This window comes from Kordiimonas pumila (genome assembly GCF_015240255.1).
Taxonomy (GTDB): Bacteria; Pseudomonadota; Alphaproteobacteria; order Sphingomonadales; family Kordiimonadaceae; genus Kordiimonas; species Kordiimonas pumila.
The window spans coordinates 2,408,648-2,432,064 of sequence record NZ_CP061205.1 but is presented as its reverse complement, the minus strand read 5'-3'; the positions used below and the strand labels follow the sequence as shown (position 1 = coordinate 2,432,064).

Genomic DNA, 23,417 nt, shown 5'->3' with positions numbered 1-23,417 from the left:
TAGTGCATGGATTTTGATAAAGACATAATCACGCTAGCAACAAGCCTTCTTGAGGCGGCGCGGCAACGATCCTTGCAGATCGTGACGGCAGAATCATGCACAGGCGGCTTGGTTTCAAGCGCCCTAACAAGCATATCTGGCTCATCCGATGTATTTGACAGAGGTTTTGTTACCTATACAAATGAAGCAAAACACCAGATGCTGGATGTAAGCACCAATTCTCTTGAAAAATACGGTGCGGTTTCTGAGGCCGTTGCCAAAGAAATGGCGTACGGCGCCCTTGTCAATTCTATGGCGGATATTGCCGTCTCTATTACAGGCATTGCCGGCCCCACTGGTGGCAGCGAAGAAAAACCCGTTGGCACCGTTTACTTTGGGCTTTGTTTTATGGGTGATGCGCCCCAGTGCTTTAAAAAGAGCTTTGAGAATGCTGATAGAAATGAAGTACGGCGCCTAAGCATTATATATGCTTTATCAATCATGCTGGAAATGATCGCGTCTTAATCTGTTCCGTATAAAACTTGAGCGCGACCTTCAAAAGCAGCTACCATTTTTTCGCATGCCTTGCCAAAAAGCCCACCTATCATGTCATTCAAGAGCTTGCTATTGAATTCAAAATCAACCTCAAACTCAACCAAACATCCCCCCTCAACACTTTGGAAATGCCAGTGATTATAGAGCTGCTTCATGGGGCCCTTAATATAATCCACATCCACGCGTTCATCTTGAATGAGGCTGACACGCGACGTGAATTTTTCCCGAAACATTTTAAAGCCAATAATTACATCAGCATCAAAACATGCGGGTTGTCGATTATAGACACGCGCACCTATACACCACGGCAAAAACTCAGGGTACTTTTGCACATCGGATACAAGCGCAAAAACCTGTTCGCGTGAATAAGGCAAAACTTTCTGTTCTGAAAATTTTGGCATTCGTTACCAGCCTGACTATTTACTCTGCCGCTGAAGCCAGTTTTGCTTCCCGAGCCGCACGAAGTTTTATAAAATCATCACCAGCATGATAACTTGAGCGTGTAAGCGGTGTTGCTGAAACCTGAAGGAAGCCTTTACCTTTTGCCATACGCTCATACGCTTTAAACTCATCAGGTGTCACAAAACGGTCTACCCGCGCGTGTCGCGGTGTAGGCTGTAGATACTGCCCAATTGTCATAAAATCGATGTCAGCCATGCGCATGTCATCCATAACCTGACTAACCTCAAGGCGCTCTTCACCTAGCCCTACCATAATGCCTGATTTTGTGAAGATAGCAGGGTTAACCTGCTTCACCGTATCCAGCAGCCTTAAAGAGTGGTAAAACCGAGCACCCGGGCGAATTTTGGGGTAAAGGCGCGGTACTGTCTCTAAATTATGGTTGAACACGTCAGGTGCAGCTTCAGCTACTCTCTCAATAGAACCCGGCTTATTTCTAAAATCAGGCGTCAATATCTCAATGGTTGTACTGGGGCTCATGTCCCGAATGGCTTTAATAACCTTGATAAACTGGTCCGCTCCGCCGTCTGGCAAATCATCGCGGTCAACAGATGTAATAACAATATGAGATAGCCCCATGCTGGCACATGCTTCTGCTGTGTGCAGTGGCTCCATTGGGTCAACTGCCATTGGGCGGCCCGTTTTAATATTACAAAACGCACATGCACGGGTGCAAGTATCACCAAGAATCATAACAGTCGCATGCTTTTTGGACCAACATTCGCCGATATTTGGACAAGCGGCCTCCTCGCACACCGTATGCAGTTTTTTATCACGCATTAGCTTGCGGGTTTCCGCATACTCCTTACTGGTAGGGGCTTTTACCCGTATCCATGAAGGTTTGCGTTGAAACTGTTTTGGTTCTTCTGGTTTTGTCATTCTCGCTATCCAGTTAGGCATACATTATTGGCGCCTAGATACCCCAAATACACTGCTGTGGCTACACCTAGATATGCAACGCCCTGCCATAAGCCGCAAGAACGCTCTCATGCATCATTTCAGAAAGCGTTGGGTGCGGGAACACAGTATGCATCAATTCTGCTTCTGTTGTTTCAAGCGTGCGCCCAATAGCATAGCCCTGTATAAGTTCGGTTACCTCAGCGCCAATCATATGAGCACCGAGAAGTTCGCCCGTTTTACTATCAAATATGGTTTTTACCATGCCCTCAGCTTCCCCGAGCGCAACAGCTTTACCGTTGCCTACAAACGGAAAGTTACCAACTTTAACAGCGTAACCAGCTTCTTTTGCCTTAGCTTCCGTCATACCAACAGAGGCCACTTGGGGCCGGCAGTATGTACAGCCCGGTATATTGCCCTTATTAATAGGATGAAGGCCTTTTTCACCGGCAATTTTTTCAGCGACAATAACACCTTCGTGTGAGGCCTTATGGGCAAGCCACGGCGCACCGGTTACATCGCCAATCGCCCAAACACCATCCACACCCGTAAAGCCCCATTCATCTGCAACAATATGGCCCCGGTCTGTTTTAACGCCGATATCATCAAGCCCAAGGTTCTCAATATTACCCGCAATACCAATCGCAATAATAACCCGGTCAACGGTAATTTCTTCTTTTTTACCACCAGTTTCAACAACACAGGTTACTGTATCTTTTGCTTTTTTAAGCTCTGTAACCGAGGCTTTTGTTTTGATGTTCATACCTTGCTTTTTAAAGGCCTTTTCCGCAAACTTTGAAATATCAGCATCTTCCACAGGCAGAACACGGTCCATCATTTCGACAACCGTTACCTCAGAGCCAAGCTCGTTAAAAAAGCTCGCAAACTCAATCCCTATCGCACCAGACCCTATCACCAAAAGGCGTTTCGGCATTACATCAGGCTGCAAGGCATGCCGGTATGTCCACACTAGCTTACCGTCAGCTTTCAGGTGTGGCAGCTCGCGTGCCCTTGCCCCTGTCGCAATAATAGTATTTTTTGCGGTAAGCTCCGTCACTTTGCCGTCTTTATCTTTTACAGCAACCTTACCTTTTGGTTTAAGCGAAGCTTCGCCTTCAATATGAGTGACCTTATTTTTCTTAAAGAGCATACCAATGCCTTTATTCATTTGGCCCGCCACACCGCGACTTCGTTTCACGATGGCATCGAGATCAAACTCAACCTTATCTATTTTCAGGCCGTAATCTTTGGCATTTTTAGCAAGGTGAAACACCTCAGCAGAACGGAGCAATGCCTTGGTTGGAATACAGCCCCAATTAAGGCAAATACCACCAAGGTTTTCACGTTCAACGCACGCAACATTCATCCCAAGCTGGGCTGCACGAATTGCTGCCACATAGCCACCGGGGCCCCCACCAATTACAACAAGATCATATGCTTGTGTCATGTTATCAAATCCGATCGTGTTTATCTTTTCTGCGCGGGTCATCCACACCGCCTGTGTGGGCCGTGCCTTTATTTTCTATCAGAAGTACACAGCACTCCTCCGGCGCAAAAGGTTTATGTTCCACACCTTTAGACACCACAATCATTTCGCCTTTTTCAAGCCAAACCTGCCTGTCGCGAAAATCCATACGGAGCCTGCCCTCAACGACCAGGAACATTTCATCCTGATTGTCATGGGCATGAAAAACAAAATCACCTTCAAGCTTGGCAAGGCACACCATATTATCGTCCAGATCAGCAATAATCTTCGGTGTCCATTGCTCGCTGAAAAGGCTCAATTTTTGTTTTAGGTTCACAGAATCCATACTAATTTAAGCCATCATTGTAATAGGGTTGGTAAGGAAACCTTTGAAAGCTGCAAGAAATTCTGCACCCACTGCACCGTCAATAGCCCTGTGATCACACGAAAGCGTACAGCTCATCACCGTTGCCACACCCAGCGCACCGTTCTTAACAACGGCGCGCTGTTCACCAGCCCCTACAGCTAAAATCGCACCTTGCGGCGGGTTAATAACGGCAGAGAATTCCTTAATACCAAACATGCCCAAGTTCGATATTGAGAATGTACCACCAGCATATTCTTCTGGCATCAATTTACCGTCACGAGCTTTTGTCGCCAGTTCTTTCACTTCAGTGGCAATGGCAGAAAGGCTTTTCGTGCACGCACCGCGCACAACCGGCGTAACCAAGCCACCCTCAATCGCGACAGCGACAGAAATATCAGCGCGTTCATACCAGTACATTTTATCACCAGCGTACTGCACGTTGGCTGCGGGCACCTTTTTCAGAGCCATAGCAACCGCCTTGATAACAAAATCATTCACAGACAGCTTCACACCGTCTGCTTCCAAATGCTCATTAAGCTGTTTGCGTGCGGCAAGAAGATCATCAAGCTCGACATCAATTGTAAGGTAAAAATGCGGTACAGTTTGCTTTGATTCTGTAAGGCGCTTTGCAATAACCTTGCGCATACCAGAGAGGCGTTCTTCCCGGAACGGTGTATCCGCCGCAGGGCCGTACTCTGTTGCAGCAATAGCCGTAGCAGTTCCTGCTTTTGTAACTGTCGGAGCTGCTTTCGCGCTTTCAACATCTTTCTTCACAATGCGACCATGTGGCCCCGTGCCAGAAACAGTAGAAAGGTCTACCCCCGCCTCTTTCGCCAAACGCTTTGCCAGAGGCGAAACTTTTACCCTGCCCCCAGTTTCTGTTTTTTGTACTGGTTCAGGATCTGCCTCTTTTTTCTCAGCAGGCTTAGCTTTTTCAGCTTTTGCTGGTTCTGGTGCTGCAGCCTGTGGCTTTTCCTTGGTTTCGTCTGCTTTTTTATCGGATGGCATTTGAATCTCAGCCACGTCTTCATCTTCTTCGGCAAGAATGGCTATTATTTCACCAACGGGTACATCTTCACTGCCTTCCGCCACCAGAATTTTGGCCACAGTACCATCATCAATGCTTTCCACTTCCATCGTCGCCTTATCGGTTTCAATTTCTGCGATCACATCACCGCTTTCAACTGTGTCGCCCTCTTTCACCAGCCATTTGGCAAGAGTACCCTTTTCCATAGTGGGCGAGAGAGCTGGCATAAAAATTTCGATAGACATAATTTGTCCCTATCATTTTCAAGTTGGGTCACACCCGGAAAGAATTGCAGAGAGAACAAGAAAGCCAAACAAAATGATTACCCCTAGCCAGACCCTATTTTCCAAACTGTCAGACGAGCCTTTTGTGCCCATACTTGGGTCACGATAATCCAGTTTAATTTTTGCGCTTTGGTACATCGCTTTCAAGCCTTTGCGATTAATTATCCTGCGCCACTTTCTGCTTCTGATGCAAATCTCTCCTCATTAATCCAGATAGCAAACCGCTTTTACGGCCTCTATAATATTGCTGGCTTTCACCACTGCGGCTTTCTCTAGGTTGTTGGCATATGGCAGCGGTACATCTACACTATTAACGCGCGTTACCGGTGCATCGAGCCAATCAAATGCTTTTTCCATGAGCTGAGCAGACACTTCGCTTGCTATAGAACACTGCGGCCAACCTTCTTCTGCAATAACGCAGCGGTTGGTTTTCTTCACACTCTCAATAATGGTTTCCATATCAAGCGGGCGAATTGTCCGAAGGTCAATAACCTCAACACTAATACCCTGTTCTGCCAGCTCTTCTGCCGCTTTCAGCGCCTGACCAACTGTAATGGAATAGGAAATAAGCGTTACATCACTCCCTTCCTTGTAAACCCGTGCCTTGCCAATTGGCAGGGTGTAATCATCCAGTTTTGGTACCTCAAAGCTTTCGCCGTACATCAGTTCGTTCTCAAGGAACACAACCGGGTTCGGGTCTTGAATTGCGGCCTTCAGCAAGCCTTTACAGTCTGCGGCATCATACGGTGCTATCACCTTAAGGCCCGGTACATGGGCATACCATGCGGCGTAGTTTTGGCTATGCTGCGCCCCCACACGGGATGCAGCACCGTTTGGCCCCCTAAATACAACAGGACACTCCACCAAACCACCAGACATGTAGCGGGTTTTTGCGGCAGAGTTAATAATATGGTCTATTGCCTGCATCGCAAAGTTAAAGGTCATGAATTCAATAACCGGCTTTAGCCCTGTGAAAGCCGCGCCAACACCAAGACCTGCAAACCCATGTTCTGTAATAGGTGTGTCGATCACACGCTCTGGTCCAAATTCATCTAGCAGGCCCTGCGTTACCTTATAGGCGCCTTGGTATTCAGCAACTTCCTCGCCCATAACAAAAACATTTGTGTCTTTGCGCATTTCCTCGGCCATCGCATCACGCAGTGCTTCCCGCACCGTTTGTGATACCATTTCAGTACCTTCTGGAATTGTTGGGTCTGGCGCAATTTCTGCTACATTTGGGGCAGCTAGCCCTTCTGCTGCGTCATCTTCACCTTCATCATCACCCTCAGTTGGTTGCTCTTTTGCAGGCTCAACCGCTTTAGTCTGTTTTTTAGGTGCATCAACAGCAGATGCGTCTTCGCCTTCCTCAGCCAGAATGGCAATCAGTTCGCCGACAGGCACGTCTTCACTGCCTTCAGCAACCAGAATTTTGGCAACCACACCGTCATCAATACTTTCAACTTCCATTGTTGCCTTGTCGGTTTCAATTTCTGCCAGCACATCGCCGCTCTCAACTGTATCGCCTTCTTTTACAAGCCACTTGGCCAGTGTGCCCTTTTCCATGGTTGGGGAAAGTGCAGGCATCGTAATTTCAATAGCCATCTTCAAATCCCCTTAGGCTAGAACGTCAGTATAAAGTTCAGATAGGTCAGGTTCCGGACACTCCTGAGCAAAAGATGCAGCATCTGCAACAAGTGCTTTTACTTCCTTGTCCATATCTTTCAAGGCAGCCTCATCCATAATAGCACTATCCAGAAGTATTTTTTTCACCTGCTCAAGCGCATCATGTTCCGCGCGCATTTTTTGCACTTCTTCTTTTGAGCGGTATTTTGCGGGGTCAGACATAGAATGGCCCCGGTAACGGTATGTTTTCATTTCCAAAATGAAAGGGCCGTTCCCATCGCGGCAATGCTTTACGGCATCATCCATCGCAGCCCGTACAGCAAGCACGTTCATACCGTCTACCTGTTTACCTGGAATACGGAAGCTTTCACCCCGGCGGAACAGCTCAATTTCTGAGGAAGAACGATTAACACTGGTCCCCATGGCATATTGGTTATTTTCGATAATATAAACCACCGGCAAATTCCAGAGCCGCGCCATATTAAAGCTTTCGTAAACTTGGCCCTGATTAGCTGCGCCGTCACCAAAATATGCAACAGAGATATTGTCTGTTTTTCTGTATTTGGCAGCAAATGCGAGGCCGGTACCAAGTGAAACCTGCGCCCCTACAATACCGTGCCCACCGTAAAAACCTTTTTCAGGGTCAAACATGTGCATAGACCCGCCTTTACCGCGCGAACAGCCACCACTACGGCCAGTAAGCTCTGCCATGATAGACTTCGCATCACAGCCTGCCGCCAGCATATGGCCGTGTTCACGGTAACCGGTAATCATGCTGTCGCCCTCTTTCAGGGCAGACTGAATACCAACAACAACAGCCTCCTGACCAATATAGAGGTGGCAAAAACCACCAATAAGGCCCATGCCATACATTTGGCCCGCTTTTTCTTCAAACCGGCGAATCAAAAGCATAGTGCGATAGAAGCTGATAAGTTCCTCATTAGAGGCATCATAAATAGCTGGCTTCGTCACCCTGCGCTTTGAAGCAGCAGCTGACTTAGCTGGTGTTTTTTTCGTAGTCATAACGACCTTTCCCCAAAGGACGGGATCCAAATACCCAATTACTTACCTTACACTATGGATACAGCCTATTTTGATAAATTGCAATACATGTTAACACACTGTATTTATTGTGTATTTTTAAATTAACTTATATTTAGTTAATAAATTTTTGCATAAAATAATTGCCCATTTATAATGCACATAACGATAACATTCTTATGATGAAGCAATGTCAGTTAGCAATAACCACAGCCCCCCAAGGCACACTGAGCAGGCACACGTGCAAGCATGCAAAAGCTGAGTACACAGCCGAATCCATACAGCAGGACCATTAGACAGGGATTATTTTAACAAAAGGATAACTTCGTCAGGATGGGTAAATCCAAGCCGAACACGAACCTGTTCTTCCAAGATATCAGGGTCAACCACTTTACCGCCCAGTAACTCGGTCCGGTGTGTAAGCCGTTCACGCTGCAAAGCAACATCATCAGCTTCCGCTTTTAAGAGAACAGCCTGTTTTTCAAGCTCTTTCAAAGCTGATAAACTATTATCGCCCTGAAAGGCATGAACTGCAAAATAGGCGATAAGGAAGAACCACAGCCCCGTAAGCCATGCTTGCCCTAAACCTCTTGATATGCGTCCGACTCGTTCCATGATTCGAATCATCTACCAATCGAATCGAATTTTCAAGTTAAATTGTTGTAATGTTATAAAAAAACAGCTTTCAAGGCCGATTCCCTAAAAGCTGTATTCTGAGTCTGAATAAATCTTATTTTAGAATGCTAGTGCCCGCATAAACCGCACTGGCACCCAGTTGCTCTTCGATCCGAATAAGCTGGTTATACTTTGCAAGCCTATCAGAGCGCGCCAGTGATCCAGTTTTAATCTGGCCGCAGTTCATAGCAACCGCAAGATCAGCAATCGTCGCATCTTCTGTTTCACCAGACCGGTGAGACATAACAGATGTAAAGCGTGCACGATGCGCCATGTCTACAGCTTTCATGGTTTCACTAAGCGTACCAATCTGGTTAACTTTAACGAGAATAGAGTTAGCAACGCCCCCGCTAATACCTTCAGCAAGTCTCTCAGGGTTTGTCACAAACAAATCATCCCCAACCAGTTGGCATTTATCACCAATTGCATCTGTCAGCAGCTTCCAGCCATCCCAGTCGTCTTCAGCCATACCGTCTTCGATGGATATGATGGGATAACGATTAACCAAATCAGCCCAGTACTCCGTAAGCTCTGCACTGGAAAGCTTTTTACCCTCGCCTTTCAGGTTGTAAATGCCGCCTTCATAGAACTCGGTCGAAGCAGCATCCATAGCAAGGTAAACATCACTACCTGGCTCGTAACCCGCACTTTCAATAGCAGCCATAATGAATTTGATAGCTTCTTCTGTACCTGCCAGATTTGGTGCAAAGCCACCCTCATCACCAACTGCTGTGTTATGTCCTGCCGCATGCAGCTTTTCTTTAAGCTCATGAAAGATTTCAGCCCCGATACGAATGGCCTCACTGCAGCTTTCAGCTTTCACAGGCATAATCATGAATTCTTGCACATCAATTGGATTGTCAGCATGTTCACCGCCATTAATAATATTCATCATCGGAACAGGTAAAACATGAGCATTTGGTCCACCAATATAACGGTAGAGTGGTACACCAAGGCTGTCAGCAGAAGCTTTAGCAATAGCAAGCGATACACCGAGAATGGCATTAGCCCCAAGACGGGACTTATTCTCTGTGCCGTCCAAATCGCGCATAATCTGATCAATCGCAAGCTGCTCTTCACTATCCAGCCCGACAAGAGCATCAAAAAGCTCACCATTAACAGCCTCAACAGCTTTTAAAACACCTTTGCCACGATAACGGCTTTTATCGCCGTCACGTAGCTCAACCGCTTCATGTGCACCGGTTGAGGCGCCAGAAGGCACTGCTGCGCGGCCAAAACCACCATCTTCAAGAATAACATCAACTTCAACAGTTGGGTTACCACGGCTGTCTAAAATTTCGCGGGCAATAATATCAATAATCGCACTCATGAGAATTCCTTATAAATCCAAAGGCTGAAGGGAAATATTTGATGCGTTACATACCGGCATATGGGCGCTGGTGCAAGACTTCGTGTTAAGGAAACTCAGTTGATCATTAATTAAACCAATTGTTAGTTTATTTTAAAGTGAAAGCTAGAGCTCCCACCGATCCTCTAGTACATAAAAGAGCGACCTGAGACGGGCTAGCTGTGCCGGAGGGATAGCACCGCCCATGCCCTTTTCCGAAAGCTCAATATTTGCTTTCAATTCAGCAAGGTCTGTGCGTTTTTCGGGTACATCGGGCTGCAATTCCACTCTGATTTCTGCTTCACCAAGCAATGCGTCAAGCCGCGGAATTGTCCAGAGCGCAAATTGCTCAGAATATTTTCTAAGATCCGAAAGCGCATCTCTTAAGGGTCGCCAGTCCATGGCTACCCCGATTGACTTTAGCTCATGTAGCCGCATGTAGAGTTGCGCTTTATCTGCATTGCTGCTGTCTAATATCGCCAACGTACGCGCCAGCGAATAATATTTTCCTGCGCTTTTATAATCCTGTGCCTGTGTTGAAGCATTTGCTGCTTCAAGATACAAACTAATCCGCTGAGCAGGCACAATAGACGGTGGCAGACCCTGCACAGCATCGTTCCATGCCGGTACAATTTTGCTTTTTATATTAGACGCAGTAACACTTCGTGCCCGAACAAGAGCTAGGTCATGAGCCATAGGATGCTCCCTACCCTGATAGGCCAAAAAACTTTGCCAGGCACCCTCAATAACGGGCTCACCCTTTACCAGCTCGCTTTTATCATCTTTAACAGGACCATAATAACTTAGAACCTGACTGGCTAATTGCAAAGATGCTATAGAGTTGCGTGCAAATCTTTCCTCGTCAGATTCGGCAAAAACAGCTTTTCCAGCCATGATGGCAAGCAATAAAGCTACTGATACAGATATTTTCAGCATCGACGATTCCCTGTTCAGTGCGGTAAATTTTACCTTACCACAAAAGTTGCACAGCAGGCCATGCAAAGACAGTGCCGATTACTATTTTTTGTTTAAACTAGCCTGCTTTGGCGCACAGCAGCTTCAACAAAGCTTGCAAATAATGGATGTGGATCAAATGGTTTTGACTTTAATTCAGGGTGAAATTGTACGCCAACGAACCATGGGTGGTCAGGCAGCTCAATAATTTCAGGTAAATCACCCGTTGGCGACATACCTGAGAATACAACTCCCGCAGATTCAAGCTTCTTTACATAGCCGATATTAACTTCATACCGATGACGGTGACGCTCTGATATCTCAGAACAACCATATATGCCCGCAACCTTTGATCCTTCTTTCAGAACCGCAGGATAGGCACCAAGACGCATGGTGCCGCCAAGATCGGTATCTTCTGTGCGTTGTTCGATGCTACCATCTTCTCGCACCCACTCTGTGATCAGGCCAACAACGGGGTTTTCATTTGGCGCAAATTCAGTCGAGCCAGCATCACGAATACCTGCCAGATTTCTTGCCGCTTCAATTGTCGCCATCTGCATACCCAAGCAAATACCAAAATAAGGTACGCCGCGTTCACGTGCAAACCGAACTGCTGCTATTTTGCCCTCTGTACCGCGTTTACCAAACCCGCCGGGCACCAAAATAGCATGAACACCCTCAAGCCTGCTGATAGCGTCTTCGCTTTCAAATATTTCAGATTCAAACCATTCGATATTGACCTTAACTCTATTAGCAATGCCACCGTGTACGAGCGCTTCCGTCAACGATTTATAGGCATCTTTAAGGCCAGTATATTTACCTACCACCGCAATAGTAACCTCACCTTCAGGGTTATTGATGCGGTCTGCTATATCTTCCCAGCGCGTAAGATTAGGTCTCGGTGCACCCTGTATTCTAAACGCTTTTAGAACTTCGTCGTCAAGGCCTTCGTTATGATAGGCTATTGGCACTTCATATATGCTTTTCGCATCAAGAGCAGGAATAACCGCACTTTCACGTACGTTGCAATAAAGAGCCATTTTCTTTCTATCAGAATCAGGAATCGGATGTTCTGAACGGCATACAAGAACATCAGGCTGAATACCAATTGACCGTAAATCACGCACACTATGCTGCGTAGGTTTGGTTTTCAATTCACCCGCGGCAGCCAAATAAGGCACAAGCGTAAGGTGCACAAAAATGGCCCTATCCCGTTCGAGTTCAATGGAGAGCTGGCGAATAGCCTCCATAAAAGGCATTGCCTCAATATCACCCGCCGTGCCCCCAATCTCGCAGAGCATAAAATCAATGCCGTCTTGATCAGCTAGCGCAAACTCTTTAATCGCATCCGTTACATGGGGTATTACCTGCACTGTACCGCCGAGATAATCACCCCGACGTTCGCGCTGAATAATTTGCTGATATATACGACCAGATGTAATATTATCGCTTTGGCGTGACGATACAGCTGTGAAGCGCTCATAATGACCAAGGTCAAGGTCTGTTTCTGCACCGTCGTCTGTTACAAAAACCTCTCCATGCTGGTAAGGGCTCATAGTACCCGGATCAACATTCAGATACGGGTCTAGCTTACGCAGCCGAACAGAATATCCACGGGCTTGCAGCAACGCGCCGAGTGAAGCAGAAAGTAGCCCCTTACCCAGTGAACTAACTACCCCACCCGTAATGAAAATATAGCGTGTCATAAAGCCTCTCAATATAAACCTAGCCCAGCGTCTCGTAACGCCTTCGAGAAAATACAGTCTCTATATAAAGAGAAACGGGGGCCTGTGCCCCCGTTTTCAGTGTCTCTTTTCTACCTACCTTCAGGAAGGCTTGGTATTTCTGGTAACTGGTTATCCTGCTTTTCAACAGGGGCCTTTATCGGCTCGGACAATACTTCATCAAAAGCATCTTTCCTGTTCGCAGCCAGCCAGCCCAGCGCCAAAGAGTTGGCAAGGAAAATAATCGCCAGCCATTTTGTTGTCTTAGACAGCAAATTGCCTGCCCCACGCGCAGACATAAAGCCGCCGCCACCGCCGCCACCGATTCCGAGTGCGCCGCCCTCAGACCGCTGCAAAAGAATCGTGATAACCATGGCAAGAGCCACCATTATATGAATTGTCAGCAAAACTGCTTCCATGAGCCTATCCTGTACCTATATAGGGTATATAATCTGCAATAACTGATATGATTGCAAGTCTCTGGGCGCTATCTAGCCCAGATGTTGCTCAGATGCAAAACATTATTTACTTTCTATATGCCTCAATAATTCCATTAAAGTCGCTTGCTTTTAGGCTTGCACCGCCAACGAGCGCACCATTAACATTTTTTGCTGTCATCAGTTCTTTTGCATTTGAGGGCTTAACCGAGCCACCATAAAGCAGTGAAAAACCAGCACCGACATCTCCGAATCGGTTAATCAAAGCTTTCCTTATTGCTGTATGAATTTCTGCAACATCTTCCACCGTTGGCGTCTTTCCTGTACCTATGGCCCACACTGGCTCATAAGCGATGACAGTATTCTCTGGCGTTGCATCATCCGGCACACTCTCTTTAAGTTGCCCTAGCACAACCTCTTCCGTTTGGTTGTTATCACGCTCAGCCTCTGTTTCACCTATACAGATAATGGCTTTCAACCCTTCAATATAGATAGCAGTTGCCTTGGCGTGGACTAAAGCACTGGTTTCGCCGTGATCAGCGCGGCGCTCTGAATGACCAACAATAATATGACTGGCGCCAGCATCCTTGAGCATAAGCGCAGATATATCACCAGTATGCGCACCTGATACCGCAACGTGACAGTCCTGCGCGCCAACTAGTATCTTTTGTTTTTTCATCGCAGCTAAAGAGCATACAAGTGTATAGGGCGGACAGACTATAACATCACAATCAGCAGCGGCAGACGTATCAATAAGTGTGGCAAGCGCTTCTATTTCTTCAAGGCTGGCGACCAGCCCGTTCATTTTCCAGTTTCCGGCTACAATATTTTTTGCTGATTTCATTGGGGAATATACCTTTTTAGTCTTATATTTTATAATTACAGCCAGTTGAATACCAAATTCGCGCCCCTCCTGCCAGCCTCGGAAACAATATTTATAAGCTATAAGGCAATTTCTTATGTTGCGACTACAGGGAAGCATGCTTATGATGCGCGCCCTACAGGGGTAAAAGGCCTACTAGGCTTGGAGCCATATAGAAACCAATAGTATAATTACGACAGGAGCTGGAGCGCATGCTGCTCAAACTTCGCGGAGGACTGGATTCCTTTTTTGTTACCGTTTTGCTTGGCTTGCTTATTGGCGCTTTTGCCATTTGGGGCATTGGGCCAAATATGCTGTCCAGTTCAGGCCAGAACATAGCCACCGTTGGGGATACGGAAGTATCTACCAATCGCTACTATGCACAAGTACAAAGTCGTGCGCAGCAAATTCAGCTGCAGACAGGCGGCCAGCTTAGCACACCAGAAATCATCAAAATGCTTCGGCTCGATGAGCAGGTTTTGCAGCAGATGATTGTTGTTGCAGCTGTTACCGAGCATATGTCGAGCCTTGGCTTGCGTGCAGGTAATGACCTGATAAAAAAAGAGCTTGCCTCATACGAAGGCTTTATGTTGCCAGATGGTACGATCAGTAAAGAGATGATTGAGCAGGCACTACAATCTAACAATATTTCACGTAAAGAATTTATGGATGACATTCGCCGTAGCATAGGTCTTGAGCACTTGTTGGGCAGTTTCACAACGGATAGTGCCCTATCACGTGATTATGCCGAGGCACTCTATACATGGCAGAATGAACGCCGCAGGGCTTCCATGATCAACATCCAAGCTTCTAATATTGCCATAGAAAATCCAAGCGAAGAAACGCTCACTACATTCTTTGAAGACAACAAAAATGCTTATAAAGCACCTGAGCGTCGCTCCTATAGTTACCTCATGGTAACCCCCGCAATGTTTGAAGCTGAAGTTACAGTACCTGAAGAAGACATCGTCGCAGTATATGAGAGCCGAGCAGACACCTATAATGTACCTGAAACACGTGATCTTCTTCAAGCCAGCTTCAAAGACAAAGATGCAGCTGAGGCCTTCATTGCGGCCGTTAACGCAGGGTCAGATTTTAGTGAAGCTGCGGCAAGTGTAACCGAATTCACAGAAGACGAAATCAAGCTTGGTAATTTCTCCAAAAAAGCGATTCAGCAAGAGACCGACGAAGATATAGCAACTGCAATATTCTCAACACCTGCAGGCGATATGACAGAGCCCCTAAAAGCTTTTTCAGGCTGGAATGTTTATAAAGTTGATTCTGTTACAGCTGCCACACATACTAGCCTAGAAAGTGTGCGCAGTGATATTACTGCTGAACTAAAAGCAGAAGAAGCTATCAACCAGATGTATGACTTTCTGCCACGCATGGAAGATGCGCTTGCAAATGATCCGTCTTTGTCAGCTGTAGCTAAAGAACTCTCTCTTAACTTAGCGACAGTAAGCGCGGTAGATGCGCGCGGCAAAACCACGGCCGGCACAGTTGCGGTTACATCACAAGAGGAAGCCCGTGTGCTGGCTGATGCCTTCCAAAAAGAGAAAGGTGTAGAGCCTGAACTGACAGACCTTGACCCTTCCGATTCTGAAAAAGGCGTTTATTTGCTGGAAGTTACTGATATTGCACCAAGCTATGAACAAAGCCTCGACGATGTTCGTGTCTCTGTTGTATCAGCATGGAAAGCACAGCAAAAACAAGCAAAGGCTGGAGAAATTGCAGAAGATGCAAGAACACAGCTTGCGGCTGGCGGTAACCCTGAAGAAATTTCAGAAACACTGGGTGGCACCTCTTTTGACGCTAAAAATATTGCGCGAACAGGTGATGAGAACAGTAACCTATCTCCAACAATTCGCAGCCTGATATTTGATTTGCCTCTCGGTGAAACAGGCTCTGAAAAAGCGGCAGATGGTAATGGATATATTGTTGTCAGAGTGAATGACATTACCCCCGGCAATCCTGCTTCCAATAAAGCGGATGTTGATGCATTGCTCGCAAGCCTCAATGGCGGTTTTAAGGATGAACTACTGGCACAGTATCAAAGCTATCTGCTTGAAAAATATAAACCCGTTGTAAACCGTCAGCAGCAACAGCAGCTTTTCAGTTCTGAAACAGCACAGTAAAAAGCTGCAAACCAGATGGATACATTTCTAAAGACCTATGATGAAGGCAGGCCACAAGTGGTGTTTACCACCCTTGTGGCTGATCTTGACACACCGGTTTCCAGCTATCTGAAACTATCGAATGGAGAGACTTATAGTTTCCTGCTCGAATCTGTTGAGGGTGGTGAAATTCGGGGGCGTTATTCCATCATTGGCCTTAGACCTGATATTATCTGGCGCAACAATGGTACCCAAACTGAAATCTGCACAAACGCCCAAAGCACAGAGCCTTTAATCTATCAAAGCGATGCAAGGCCTCCCTTAGAAAGTCTTCGTGCATTGCTTGCAGAAAGTAGAATTGACCTGCCCGAACACCTCCCCCCAATGGCTGCAGGTATGGTTGGCTATATGGGGTATGACATGGTTCGGCAAATGGAGAGCTTGGCACCCGCAAAACATGACCCGCTAGACCTTGCGACTTCTATTTTCATCCGCCCTACCATTATGGCGATTTTTGACGGTGTCAAAAACCTGATTACGCTTGTTACCCCTGTACGACCTGAAGTGGGCATTGAAGCAAAAGACGCCTATGCTAACGCAGAAAAGCGACTGGATGCTATGCTGGAACGGCTAGATGCACCACTGCCTCTCAGCCCGTCCACCGCAATGCCAACTATGCAAGAAGCGGTTTCAAACACGGGCAAAAGCCAGTATCACAGCATGGTCAAAAAAGCGCAGGAATATATCCTGGCTGGAGATATTTTTCAGGTCGTTCTTAGCCAGCGCTTCTCAATGCCCTTTGAACTGCCACCTTTTTCGCTATACAGAGCATTAAGGCGCACAAATCCATCGCCTTTCATGTATCACTTGGCGTTTGATGATTTTGCAATCATTGGTTCTAGCCCAGAGATTCTAGTACGCCTGAGAGACAATGAAGTAACCATTCGACCAATTGCAGGCACCCGAAAGCGCGGCGCAACACCCGATGAAGATAAAATACTCGCGAACGACCTACTTTCAGACCAGAAAGAACTATCAGAGCATCTTATGTTACTTGATTTAGGCCGCAATGATGTGGGTAGAGTTGCAAAACCTGGTACGGTGACCGTAACAGCTAGAAATACAATAGAACTTTATTCCCATGTTATGCATATTGTATCGAACGTTGTCGGGGAAATTGATCCAAAATATGATGCGATAGATGCTCTTTCTGCAGGTTTTCCCGCAGGCACGGTCTCTGGAGCCCCCAAAGTGCGGGCTATGGAAATCATTGATGAGCTGGAAGTTGATGCGCGGGGGCCTTATGCTGGCAGCGTAGGCTATTTTAGCGCTGGCGGCAGTATGGATACAGCTATTGTACTTAGAACAGCCGTAGTAAAAAATGGAATGATGCATGTACAAGCTGGGGCAGGTATCGTGGCCGACAGCAACCCGGAATCAGAACAGCAAGAATGTGAAAACAAAGCCCGTGCGGTTATTGTTGCAGCTAAAGAAGCCCTTAGATTTGCACATTCAAATCGTGGTTAACTTTCAAGCTAGTTATGTCCCTGATGAGCTGCATGCTTTTCTACTTTGGCCAATTCCTCTGCATATATCTCGCTGATAGGTACAAGGTTAATATTTTTAGCTTTCAGCCCTGCCCGCCAAAACTCCAGTGCTTTTAATGTTTCATCATAAGGATGGCCAATAGCAATCGCATAACCGCGCTCTTGTGCAATGCGTTCAGTTTTTACTAATTGCTCCAGAATTGCTTGCATAGTTCGTTCATTATCAAGGAATATATCACGTGATAATACTGGTACGCCTGTTGCCAAAGCCGCGCGTTCTGCAACACTATCTGGCGACGTAAGGCTATCGAGAAATACAAAGCCTCCTTTACTCAGATGTACCATAAGTCGAACCATAGGCGCAGCCTGCTCGGTCATGAGGCTTCCCATATGATTATTGACCCCAACAAACCCCTCAAATCGAGATAAATTCCAGTCCACACGTTGTTCAAACTCAGAAGGTGTCAACGTAACAAGCAGTGCATGGGGCCCGGGGTCAGCGTCTGTTTTAGGCTCCATCGGCATATGAACGAATAGTTCATGTCCGGCCTTTTTCACCAGATGTGTCTGCTTCTCAAGGTGCTCTGCATACGGTAGGAACGAAAGTGTATAGGGCCCCTCCATCTCAGCAAGAGCAAAGCTAGCATCCTCAGCAAGCCCTAAATCATCAATCACAATGGCAATTTTAGGCCCTGCGGCTTTGTCCCAGTGAGCAGCGTTTTTTTGCCATGTGCTCATAACTGGCTGCACATGATTAGTTTGCTGCTCAGATTCGTCAAGATGTTCAGGGCGTTTAATTGCAACAGAGGGGGTTCCTTGAATGCGCTGTACCTGTTCCTGTAGTTCCAGATCACTCACAACGGGATCAGTCGGTGCTATTGGCAACTCAACTGACGCATACTCATCTGTCTCTAGAATGTAGAACAGAGCCCCCCCAATAATGATGATCAAACTACTATATATTATAATGGCTGCCTTGATCAGGCTGGATTTCCGCATATACTTTCCAAATAACACATACTCTTATAATAATACCTGTGAGGCATCATATTTCAGAGCATTTTACGCTTCTATTATTGACAATGCGTGGGAAAAACGCATTGTCCAACCATATCCTTAAACTAACAGGCGCGGCCAATGTATATCCTCATCGATAATTACGATAGCTTTACCTACAATTTGTACCATTATCTTGTCGAACTTGGGGCAGAGGTCAAAGTTTACAGAAATGACCAGGTTTCTGTGCAAGAAGTACTTGATATGACCCCTGAGGGAATCATCATAAGCCCCGGCCCTTGCACACCTGATGATGCCGGTATTTGCCTTTCTCTTATTGAAGCAGCAAAAGGCAGAGTCCCTCTTCTCGGCGTATGCCTCGGGCACCAATCCCTCGGTCAGGTTTTTGGCGGCAAGGTCATTCGTGCCCCCTATGTTATGCACGGTAAAACCAGTATGGTGCAACATATAGGCACAGGCATTTTTAATTCCATACCCAGCCCTTATGAAGCAACACGCTACCATTCCCTTATTGTGGAACGCAGTAGTCTACCAGAATGCCTGACCATTACCGCGGAAACCGATGACGGTCTTATAATGGGGCTTGAACATAAAAACTATGCCCTATACGGCGTACAGTTTCACCCTGAAAGCATCGCATCTGAGCATGGTCACGACCTGTTAAAAAACTTTCTTGAAATTTGCACAAAAAACCGCACCAAAGAAGCAGCATGACAGATTTTATCTCCATTTTAGCAAAAATGGCTGAAGGTAAAACCCTTCCAGTCAAAGAAGCTGAGGCCGCATTTGATATCATCATGCGGGGAGAAGCTGACACAAGCCAAATGGCCGCTTTTTTAACAGCGCTTCGCGTGCGCGGTGAAACAGTTGATGAAATTATCGGTGGTACTCAAATTATGCGGCGCCATGCCGACACCATAAAAGCGCCACCAAATGCTATTGATATTGTTGGCACCGGAGGCTCCGGCCTAAGCACCTATAATGTTTCAACAGCTGCCTGTTTTATTGTTGCTGCAGCAGGCATCCCTGTCGCCAAACACGGCAACCGTGCGGCCTCATCAAAGTCTGGATCTGCTGATGTTCTTGAGGCTCTTGGCGGCTCACTTGATATTGGCATGCAAAAGGTTCAGCAAGCTCTTGATACAACGGGTTTCACTTTTTTGTTTGCACGGGCACACCATAAAGCAATGCGCCATGTGGCACCTGTTCGAGCCTCGTTAAAGTTTAAAACCATATTCAACCTACTGGGGCCTCTTTCAAGCCCTGCGCGTGCAGAATATCAGCTTCTTGGTGTTTTTGACAAAAAATGGCTACTCCCCCTCGCCGAAGTTTTAAAGGAACTGGGAAGCAAGCATGTTATGATTGTCCACGGCTCAGATGGCATGGATGAAATAACAACATCAGGCCTAACCCATGTTGCCGAGTTAAAAGACGGTATTATTAACCAATATACAATTAGCCCCGCAGATGCTGGGCTGGAAACAGTAGCACTGGAGCAGCTTCTCGGCGGCGATGCAACCTTCAACGCACAAGCAATACATTCTGTTATGAACGGTGAAAAATCACCTCTTCGGGATATTGTTCTAATGAATGCAGGTGCGGCCTTAAAGATTGCAGGTAAGGCAACCACTCTCAAACAGGCTGTTTCTTACGCTGCGGAAATTCTGGATACAGGGAAAGCCAGAGAAACAATGAATAATTGGATTATGTTTACAAAAGAATGCGAGAAAAAGGCATGAGAGATATTCTCGCTGAAATCTGCGATAAAAAAAGAGAACACGTAGCAGACATGAAAAAGGTTTTTAGCCTTCCCGATCTAGAAGCAAAAGCAAAAGCCGCCTCACCTGCTCGTAGCTTCATTTCTGCGCTCAAAACAAAGATCTCGGCCGGGCACTATGGTTTTATCTGTGAGATAAAGAAAGCAAGCCCTTCAAAGGGCCTTATCAGACCACAGGATTTTGAGCCTGCCGCGCTTGCCGCTGCTTATGAACGCGGCGGGGCAGCTTGTTTATCTGTGCTAACAGACATACCATATTTTCAAGGTAATGATGGCTACCTCGTGGAAGCGCGTAGTGCAGTATCTATTCCTGTTCTGAGAAAAGATTTTATGGTTGATCCATATCAGGTTGTTGAAGCCAGAGCACTTGGAGCTGACTGTATCTTACTAATAATGGCTGCACTAGACGATAGTCTTGCAGCCGAGCTCGAGGATAGCGCCCACCACTACGGCATGGATGTGCTTATTGAAGTACACAATCAGGAAGAGCTAAACCGCGCACTGAAGCTTAAATCGCCCCTTGTCGGCGTTAATAATCGCAACCTGAAAACAATGCATGTTTCGCTTGAAAACACATTGTCGCTTGTACCACAAATGCCCGAAGGTAAAATCGCAGTTGCAGAATCAGGCCTTGCCTCCGTATCTGACCTGGAACAGTGCGAAGCGGCTGGTGCAAATTGCTTTTTAATAGGCGAAACTTTTATGCGCCAGAGTGATGTGGAACAAGCTGTTAAAAACTTTCAAAAGGGATAATATGTCTAAGCTTAGCCATATAGACGAAGCAGGCGCCGCCCACATGGTGGATGTAGGCAGTAAAGCCGACACGGAACGCCTTGCTGTTGCAGAAACCACCGTCCTCATGCAACAGGAAACCCTAACACTCATCATAGCAGGCGACCTACCAAAAGGTGATGTGCTGGCGGCCTGCCGCATTGCAGGTGTTATGGCTGCAAAAAAAACCAGTGACCTTATTCCTCTTTGTCACCCTCTTGCACTTACAAGCGTAAAAATTGAAATCAACCCTATCAGCGACTGTGAAATAAAAATCATTGCCCGCGTTAAAACACGTGGCCAAACAGGTGTTGAAATGGAAGCTTTAACTGCGGCTTCTGTGGCCGCCCTCACCCTTTATGATATGGCAAAGGCTGTTGATAAGGGCATGATTATTCAAAATACACGCCTGATTTTAAAAGAAGGTGGTAAATCAGGCAGGTACGAGGCAGAAAAATGATCACCGTTGAAGAAGCTTTCAAAAAAATAGTAGGCACAGCAAATCCGTTGGATACTGAAAGCTTACCACTTCATGTTGCCTCTGGCCGTGTTCTGGCCGCACCCATCAAGGCGCGTAGATCACAGCCCGGCTGCGACATGTCTGCCATGGATGGCTATGCCGTTCGAAGCAATGATTTAACAGGTGGGGAAATATCCTTTACCGTTATAGGTGAAAGCGCTGCCGGCAACCCTTTTCAAGGAACAGTAAAATCAGGCGAAGCTGTCCGCATATATACAGGGGCAGCTATTCCGAGCGGTGCAGACCAAGTCGTTATTCAGGAAAACACAGGCCCAAGTGACGTGGGCATTTTTACCGACGAACCAGCACAGCCTTTTGCCAATATCCGATCTGCAGGGTATGACTTTACGGAAAAGCAAACCCTTCTTGAAGCTGGCAGCTTTTTATCACCCCGTTCATTTGGCATGATAGCAAGCGGCGGCCACGGGCAGGTTATGGTGCACCGCGCCCCCAAGGTGGCTATTCTCGCAACGGGGGATGAACTAGTTCGTGCTGACCAGCCAACATTTCTGCCACACCAAACAGTAAGCAGCACAACAAGCCAGCTTATGGCACTGATAAGTGACTGCGGGGCAACTCCCATTGATCTTGGTCAGGCTGGTGACACATTGCCCGCCTTAAAAAAGGCGCTCTTACTCGCACAAGATGCAGATATTCTACTTACTATTGGCGGCGCTTCAGTAGGTGATAAAGATCTAATTCAAGAAGCCTTAAACAATAAGGGCATGACCTTAAACTTTTGGAAAGTTGCCATGCGCCCCGGCAAGCCACTTATTTTTGGCACACATAGTAAACAATATATCATGGGTCTTCCCGGTAATCCTGCCTCTGCTTTTGTTTGTGCTCTTGTATTCCTGCGCCCGCTTATTGATAAAATGATGGGCCGCCCTGCTCCTTTACCAACCGGTGTTGCCTTACCTGTAGCAACAAACCTGCCAGAAAACGGCCCGCGCCAGCATTATATGCGGGCCCGGCTTATTGGTACCCCCGGTGCACGGCAGGTAGACCCTGCCGTATCGCAAGACAGTGGCCACTTAAGTGTGCTTGCCATGAGCGACGGCCTTATCATTCGCCCACCTCATGCCCCAGCAGTGCAAGCAGGCACAATGGTACCCTTCCTTCCGTTTTAGATAATGTTGTGTCTCAACACTCTAGCATCGCATCCACACTTGACAATTGCCCAAAAGGTGAACTAAAAGAGAACATATGGAAAACAAGTGCGGAGAATACCATGCTTACGGCAAAACAGCATCAGCTCCTTTTATTCATTAGAGACCGCCTGCAAACGAGTGGCGTGTCGCCTTCGTTTGATGAAATGAAAGATGCGCTTGGATTAAAATCCAAATCTGGGGTTCACCGCCTGATCAGCGCGCTTGAAGAACGTGGTTTTATCAGAAAACTGCCAAACCGCGCCCGTGCCCTTGAAGTGTTGAAGGTGCCAGAGACAGATACAGCCCCCGCGCCGTTAAACAATGTTGTCTCCGGTGACTTTGGCACCAAACCTAAGCTTGTGGAAACACAAACACCCAGGTTTTCTCCCGAATTTGCCGAAGTGCCACTTCATGGCCGTATAGCGGCAGGCACGCCAATTGCCGCCCTTGAAAACCATGATAGTTTTGTTTCTGTGCCCATAGGGATGATGGGGCGCGGTAAATGCTATGCCCTTGAAATTTCTGGCGACTCAATGGTTGAACTCGGCATTTTAGATGGTGACACCGTACTGATTGAAAGCTGCGACACAGCCCGTGACGGTGAAGTGGTGGTTGCCCTTATAGACCACGAAGAAGCAACACTCAAAACATTGCAACGTAAAGGTCAGCATGTGGCTCTGGTTCCAGCAAATCGCACCTACGAGACACAGATTTATGAAGCAAACAGGGTTCAGGTGCAGGGTAAATTGATTGGCTTGATGCGCCAATATCACTAAGCATTAATACTATTAAAAGTGGCCTTTCATAGCTGCTTTAAGTG

At 46.8% G+C, this 23,417-nt stretch carries 23 protein-coding genes; 9 read left to right on the top strand and 14 right to left on the bottom strand.

The genetic code is table 11. From position 1 onward, the window contains the following. Positions 1-6: 6 nt before the first annotated feature. Positions 7-504 (top strand): CinA family protein, encoded by a 498-nt coding sequence (locus ICL80_RS10660; RefSeq protein WP_194212089.1) that lies wholly within the window; start codon positions 7-9, stop codon positions 502-504. Here the strand turns inward: ICL80_RS10660 and ICL80_RS10655 are convergent. The 13 genes from ICL80_RS10655 to tpiA form a co-directional block, all read right to left on the bottom strand. Continuing rightward, positions 501-935 (bottom strand): type II toxin-antitoxin system RatA family toxin, encoded by a 435-nt coding sequence (locus ICL80_RS10655; RefSeq protein WP_194212087.1) that lies wholly within the window; start codon positions 933-935, stop codon positions 501-503. The genes ICL80_RS10660 and ICL80_RS10655 overlap by 4 nt on opposite strands. A gap of 19 nt (positions 936-954) precedes the next feature. Then, positions 955-1,872: a lipoyl synthase gene (gene lipA / locus ICL80_RS10650; RefSeq protein ID WP_194212085.1), complete on the bottom strand. Its 918-nt coding sequence runs from the start codon at positions 1,870-1,872 to the stop codon at positions 955-957. A 67-nt stretch (positions 1,873-1,939) separates the two neighbouring features. Beyond that, positions 1,940-3,337: a dihydrolipoyl dehydrogenase gene (gene lpdA, locus ICL80_RS10645; RefSeq protein WP_194215835.1), complete on the bottom strand. Its 1,398-nt coding sequence runs from the start codon at positions 3,335-3,337 to the stop codon at positions 1,940-1,942. A gap of 4 nt (positions 3,338-3,341) precedes the next feature. Next, positions 3,342-3,701: a cupin domain-containing protein gene (locus ICL80_RS10640; protein WP_194212084.1), complete on the bottom strand. Its 360-nt coding sequence runs from the start codon at positions 3,699-3,701 to the stop codon at positions 3,342-3,344. A 6-nt stretch (positions 3,702-3,707) separates the two neighbouring features. Next, a complete protein-coding gene (locus ICL80_RS10635) occupies positions 3,708-4,994 on the bottom strand; it encodes a pyruvate dehydrogenase complex dihydrolipoamide acetyltransferase (protein ID WP_194212083.1) in 1,287 nt (428 codons plus the stop codon). Positions 4,995-5,237: 243 nt separating this feature from the next. After that, positions 5,238-6,635, bottom strand: coding sequence for a pyruvate dehydrogenase complex E1 component subunit beta (locus tag ICL80_RS10630; protein ID WP_194212082.1), 1,398 nt, complete (start codon positions 6,633-6,635; stop codon positions 5,238-5,240). A gap of 12 nt (positions 6,636-6,647) precedes the next feature. Then, the gene (pdhA, locus tag ICL80_RS10625; protein WP_194212081.1) at positions 6,648-7,679 is read right to left on the bottom strand and encodes a pyruvate dehydrogenase (acetyl-transferring) E1 component subunit alpha; all 1,032 of its coding nucleotides are present in this window, start codon (positions 7,677-7,679) and stop codon (positions 6,648-6,650) included. Positions 7,680-8,000: 321 nt separating this feature from the next. Beyond that, positions 8,001-8,312, bottom strand: a complete 312-nt coding sequence (locus ICL80_RS10620) for an FtsB family cell division protein (protein WP_194212080.1) — start codon at positions 8,310-8,312, stop codon at positions 8,001-8,003. Between the two features lie 115 nt (positions 8,313-8,427). Beyond that, positions 8,428-9,702, bottom strand: a complete 1,275-nt coding sequence (gene eno / locus ICL80_RS10615; RefSeq protein WP_194212079.1) for a phosphopyruvate hydratase — start codon at positions 9,700-9,702, stop codon at positions 8,428-8,430. Positions 9,703-9,846: 144 nt separating this feature from the next. Beyond that, a complete protein-coding gene (locus ICL80_RS10610) occupies positions 9,847-10,656 on the bottom strand; it encodes a hypothetical protein (protein ID WP_194212078.1) in 810 nt (269 codons plus the stop codon). A 92-nt stretch (positions 10,657-10,748) separates the two neighbouring features. Next, positions 10,749-12,380: a CTP synthase gene (locus ICL80_RS10605; RefSeq protein WP_194212077.1), complete on the bottom strand. Its 1,632-nt coding sequence runs from the start codon at positions 12,378-12,380 to the stop codon at positions 10,749-10,751. 110 nt (positions 12,381-12,490) lie between these two features. After that, on the bottom strand, positions 12,491-12,817 hold the full coding sequence (gene secG / locus ICL80_RS10600; protein WP_194212074.1) for a preprotein translocase subunit SecG: 327 nt from the start codon (positions 12,815-12,817) through the stop codon (positions 12,491-12,493). Between the two features lie 106 nt (positions 12,818-12,923). After that, complete coding sequence (gene tpiA, locus ICL80_RS10595) at positions 12,924-13,679, bottom strand: triose-phosphate isomerase (RefSeq protein ID WP_194212072.1); 756 nt, start codon at positions 13,677-13,679, stop codon at positions 12,924-12,926. 230 nt (positions 13,680-13,909) lie between these two features. Here tpiA and ICL80_RS10590 point away from each other — a divergent pair, with 230 nt between their 5' ends. Both ICL80_RS10590 and trpE read left to right on the top strand, forming a co-directional pair. After that, positions 13,910-15,835: a SurA N-terminal domain-containing protein gene (locus tag ICL80_RS10590; RefSeq protein ID WP_194212070.1), complete on the top strand. Its 1,926-nt coding sequence runs from the start codon at positions 13,910-13,912 to the stop codon at positions 15,833-15,835. Between the two features lie 15 nt (positions 15,836-15,850). Beyond that, a complete protein-coding gene (gene trpE, locus ICL80_RS10585; protein ID WP_194212068.1) occupies positions 15,851-17,341 on the top strand; it encodes an anthranilate synthase component I in 1,491 nt (496 codons plus the stop codon). Positions 17,342-17,349: 8 nt separating this feature from the next. On the opposite strand, the gene ICL80_RS10580 is transcribed toward trpE, so the two are convergent. Further along, positions 17,350-18,360, bottom strand: a complete 1,011-nt coding sequence (locus tag ICL80_RS10580) for a divergent polysaccharide deacetylase family protein (RefSeq protein WP_194212065.1) — start codon at positions 18,358-18,360, stop codon at positions 17,350-17,352. A gap of 138 nt (positions 18,361-18,498) precedes the next feature. Here ICL80_RS10580 and ICL80_RS10575 point away from each other — a divergent pair, with 138 nt between their 5' ends. From ICL80_RS10575 to lexA, 6 genes are all read left to right on the top strand, one after another. After that, positions 18,499-19,092, top strand: coding sequence for an anthranilate synthase component II (locus ICL80_RS10575; RefSeq protein ID WP_194212063.1), 594 nt, complete (start codon positions 18,499-18,501; stop codon positions 19,090-19,092). After that, positions 19,089-20,117, top strand: coding sequence for an anthranilate phosphoribosyltransferase (gene trpD / locus ICL80_RS10570; RefSeq protein WP_194212061.1), 1,029 nt, complete (start codon positions 19,089-19,091; stop codon positions 20,115-20,117). Before ICL80_RS10575 ends, trpD begins: the two co-directional genes overlap by 4 nt. Further along, the gene (gene trpC, locus ICL80_RS10565; protein ID WP_194212060.1) at positions 20,114-20,908 is read left to right on the top strand and encodes an indole-3-glycerol phosphate synthase TrpC; all 795 of its coding nucleotides are present in this window, start codon (positions 20,114-20,116) and stop codon (positions 20,906-20,908) included. The genes trpD and trpC overlap by 4 nt, the downstream gene beginning before the upstream one ends. A 1-nt stretch (position 20,909) precedes the next feature. After that, complete coding sequence (moaC, locus tag ICL80_RS10560; RefSeq protein ID WP_194212057.1) at positions 20,910-21,386, top strand: cyclic pyranopterin monophosphate synthase MoaC; 477 nt, start codon at positions 20,910-20,912, stop codon at positions 21,384-21,386. Beyond that, positions 21,383-22,576 (top strand): molybdopterin molybdotransferase MoeA, encoded by a 1,194-nt coding sequence (locus ICL80_RS10555; protein WP_194212056.1) that lies wholly within the window; start codon positions 21,383-21,385, stop codon positions 22,574-22,576. Before moaC ends, ICL80_RS10555 begins: the two co-directional genes overlap by 4 nt. A gap of 101 nt (positions 22,577-22,677) precedes the next feature. After that, positions 22,678-23,373 carry a transcriptional repressor LexA gene (lexA, locus tag ICL80_RS10550; protein ID WP_194212055.1) on the top strand — a complete coding sequence of 232 codons (696 nt, stop codon included), beginning with the start codon at positions 22,678-22,680 and terminating at the stop codon, positions 23,371-23,373. Positions 23,374-23,417 lie beyond the last annotated feature (44 nt).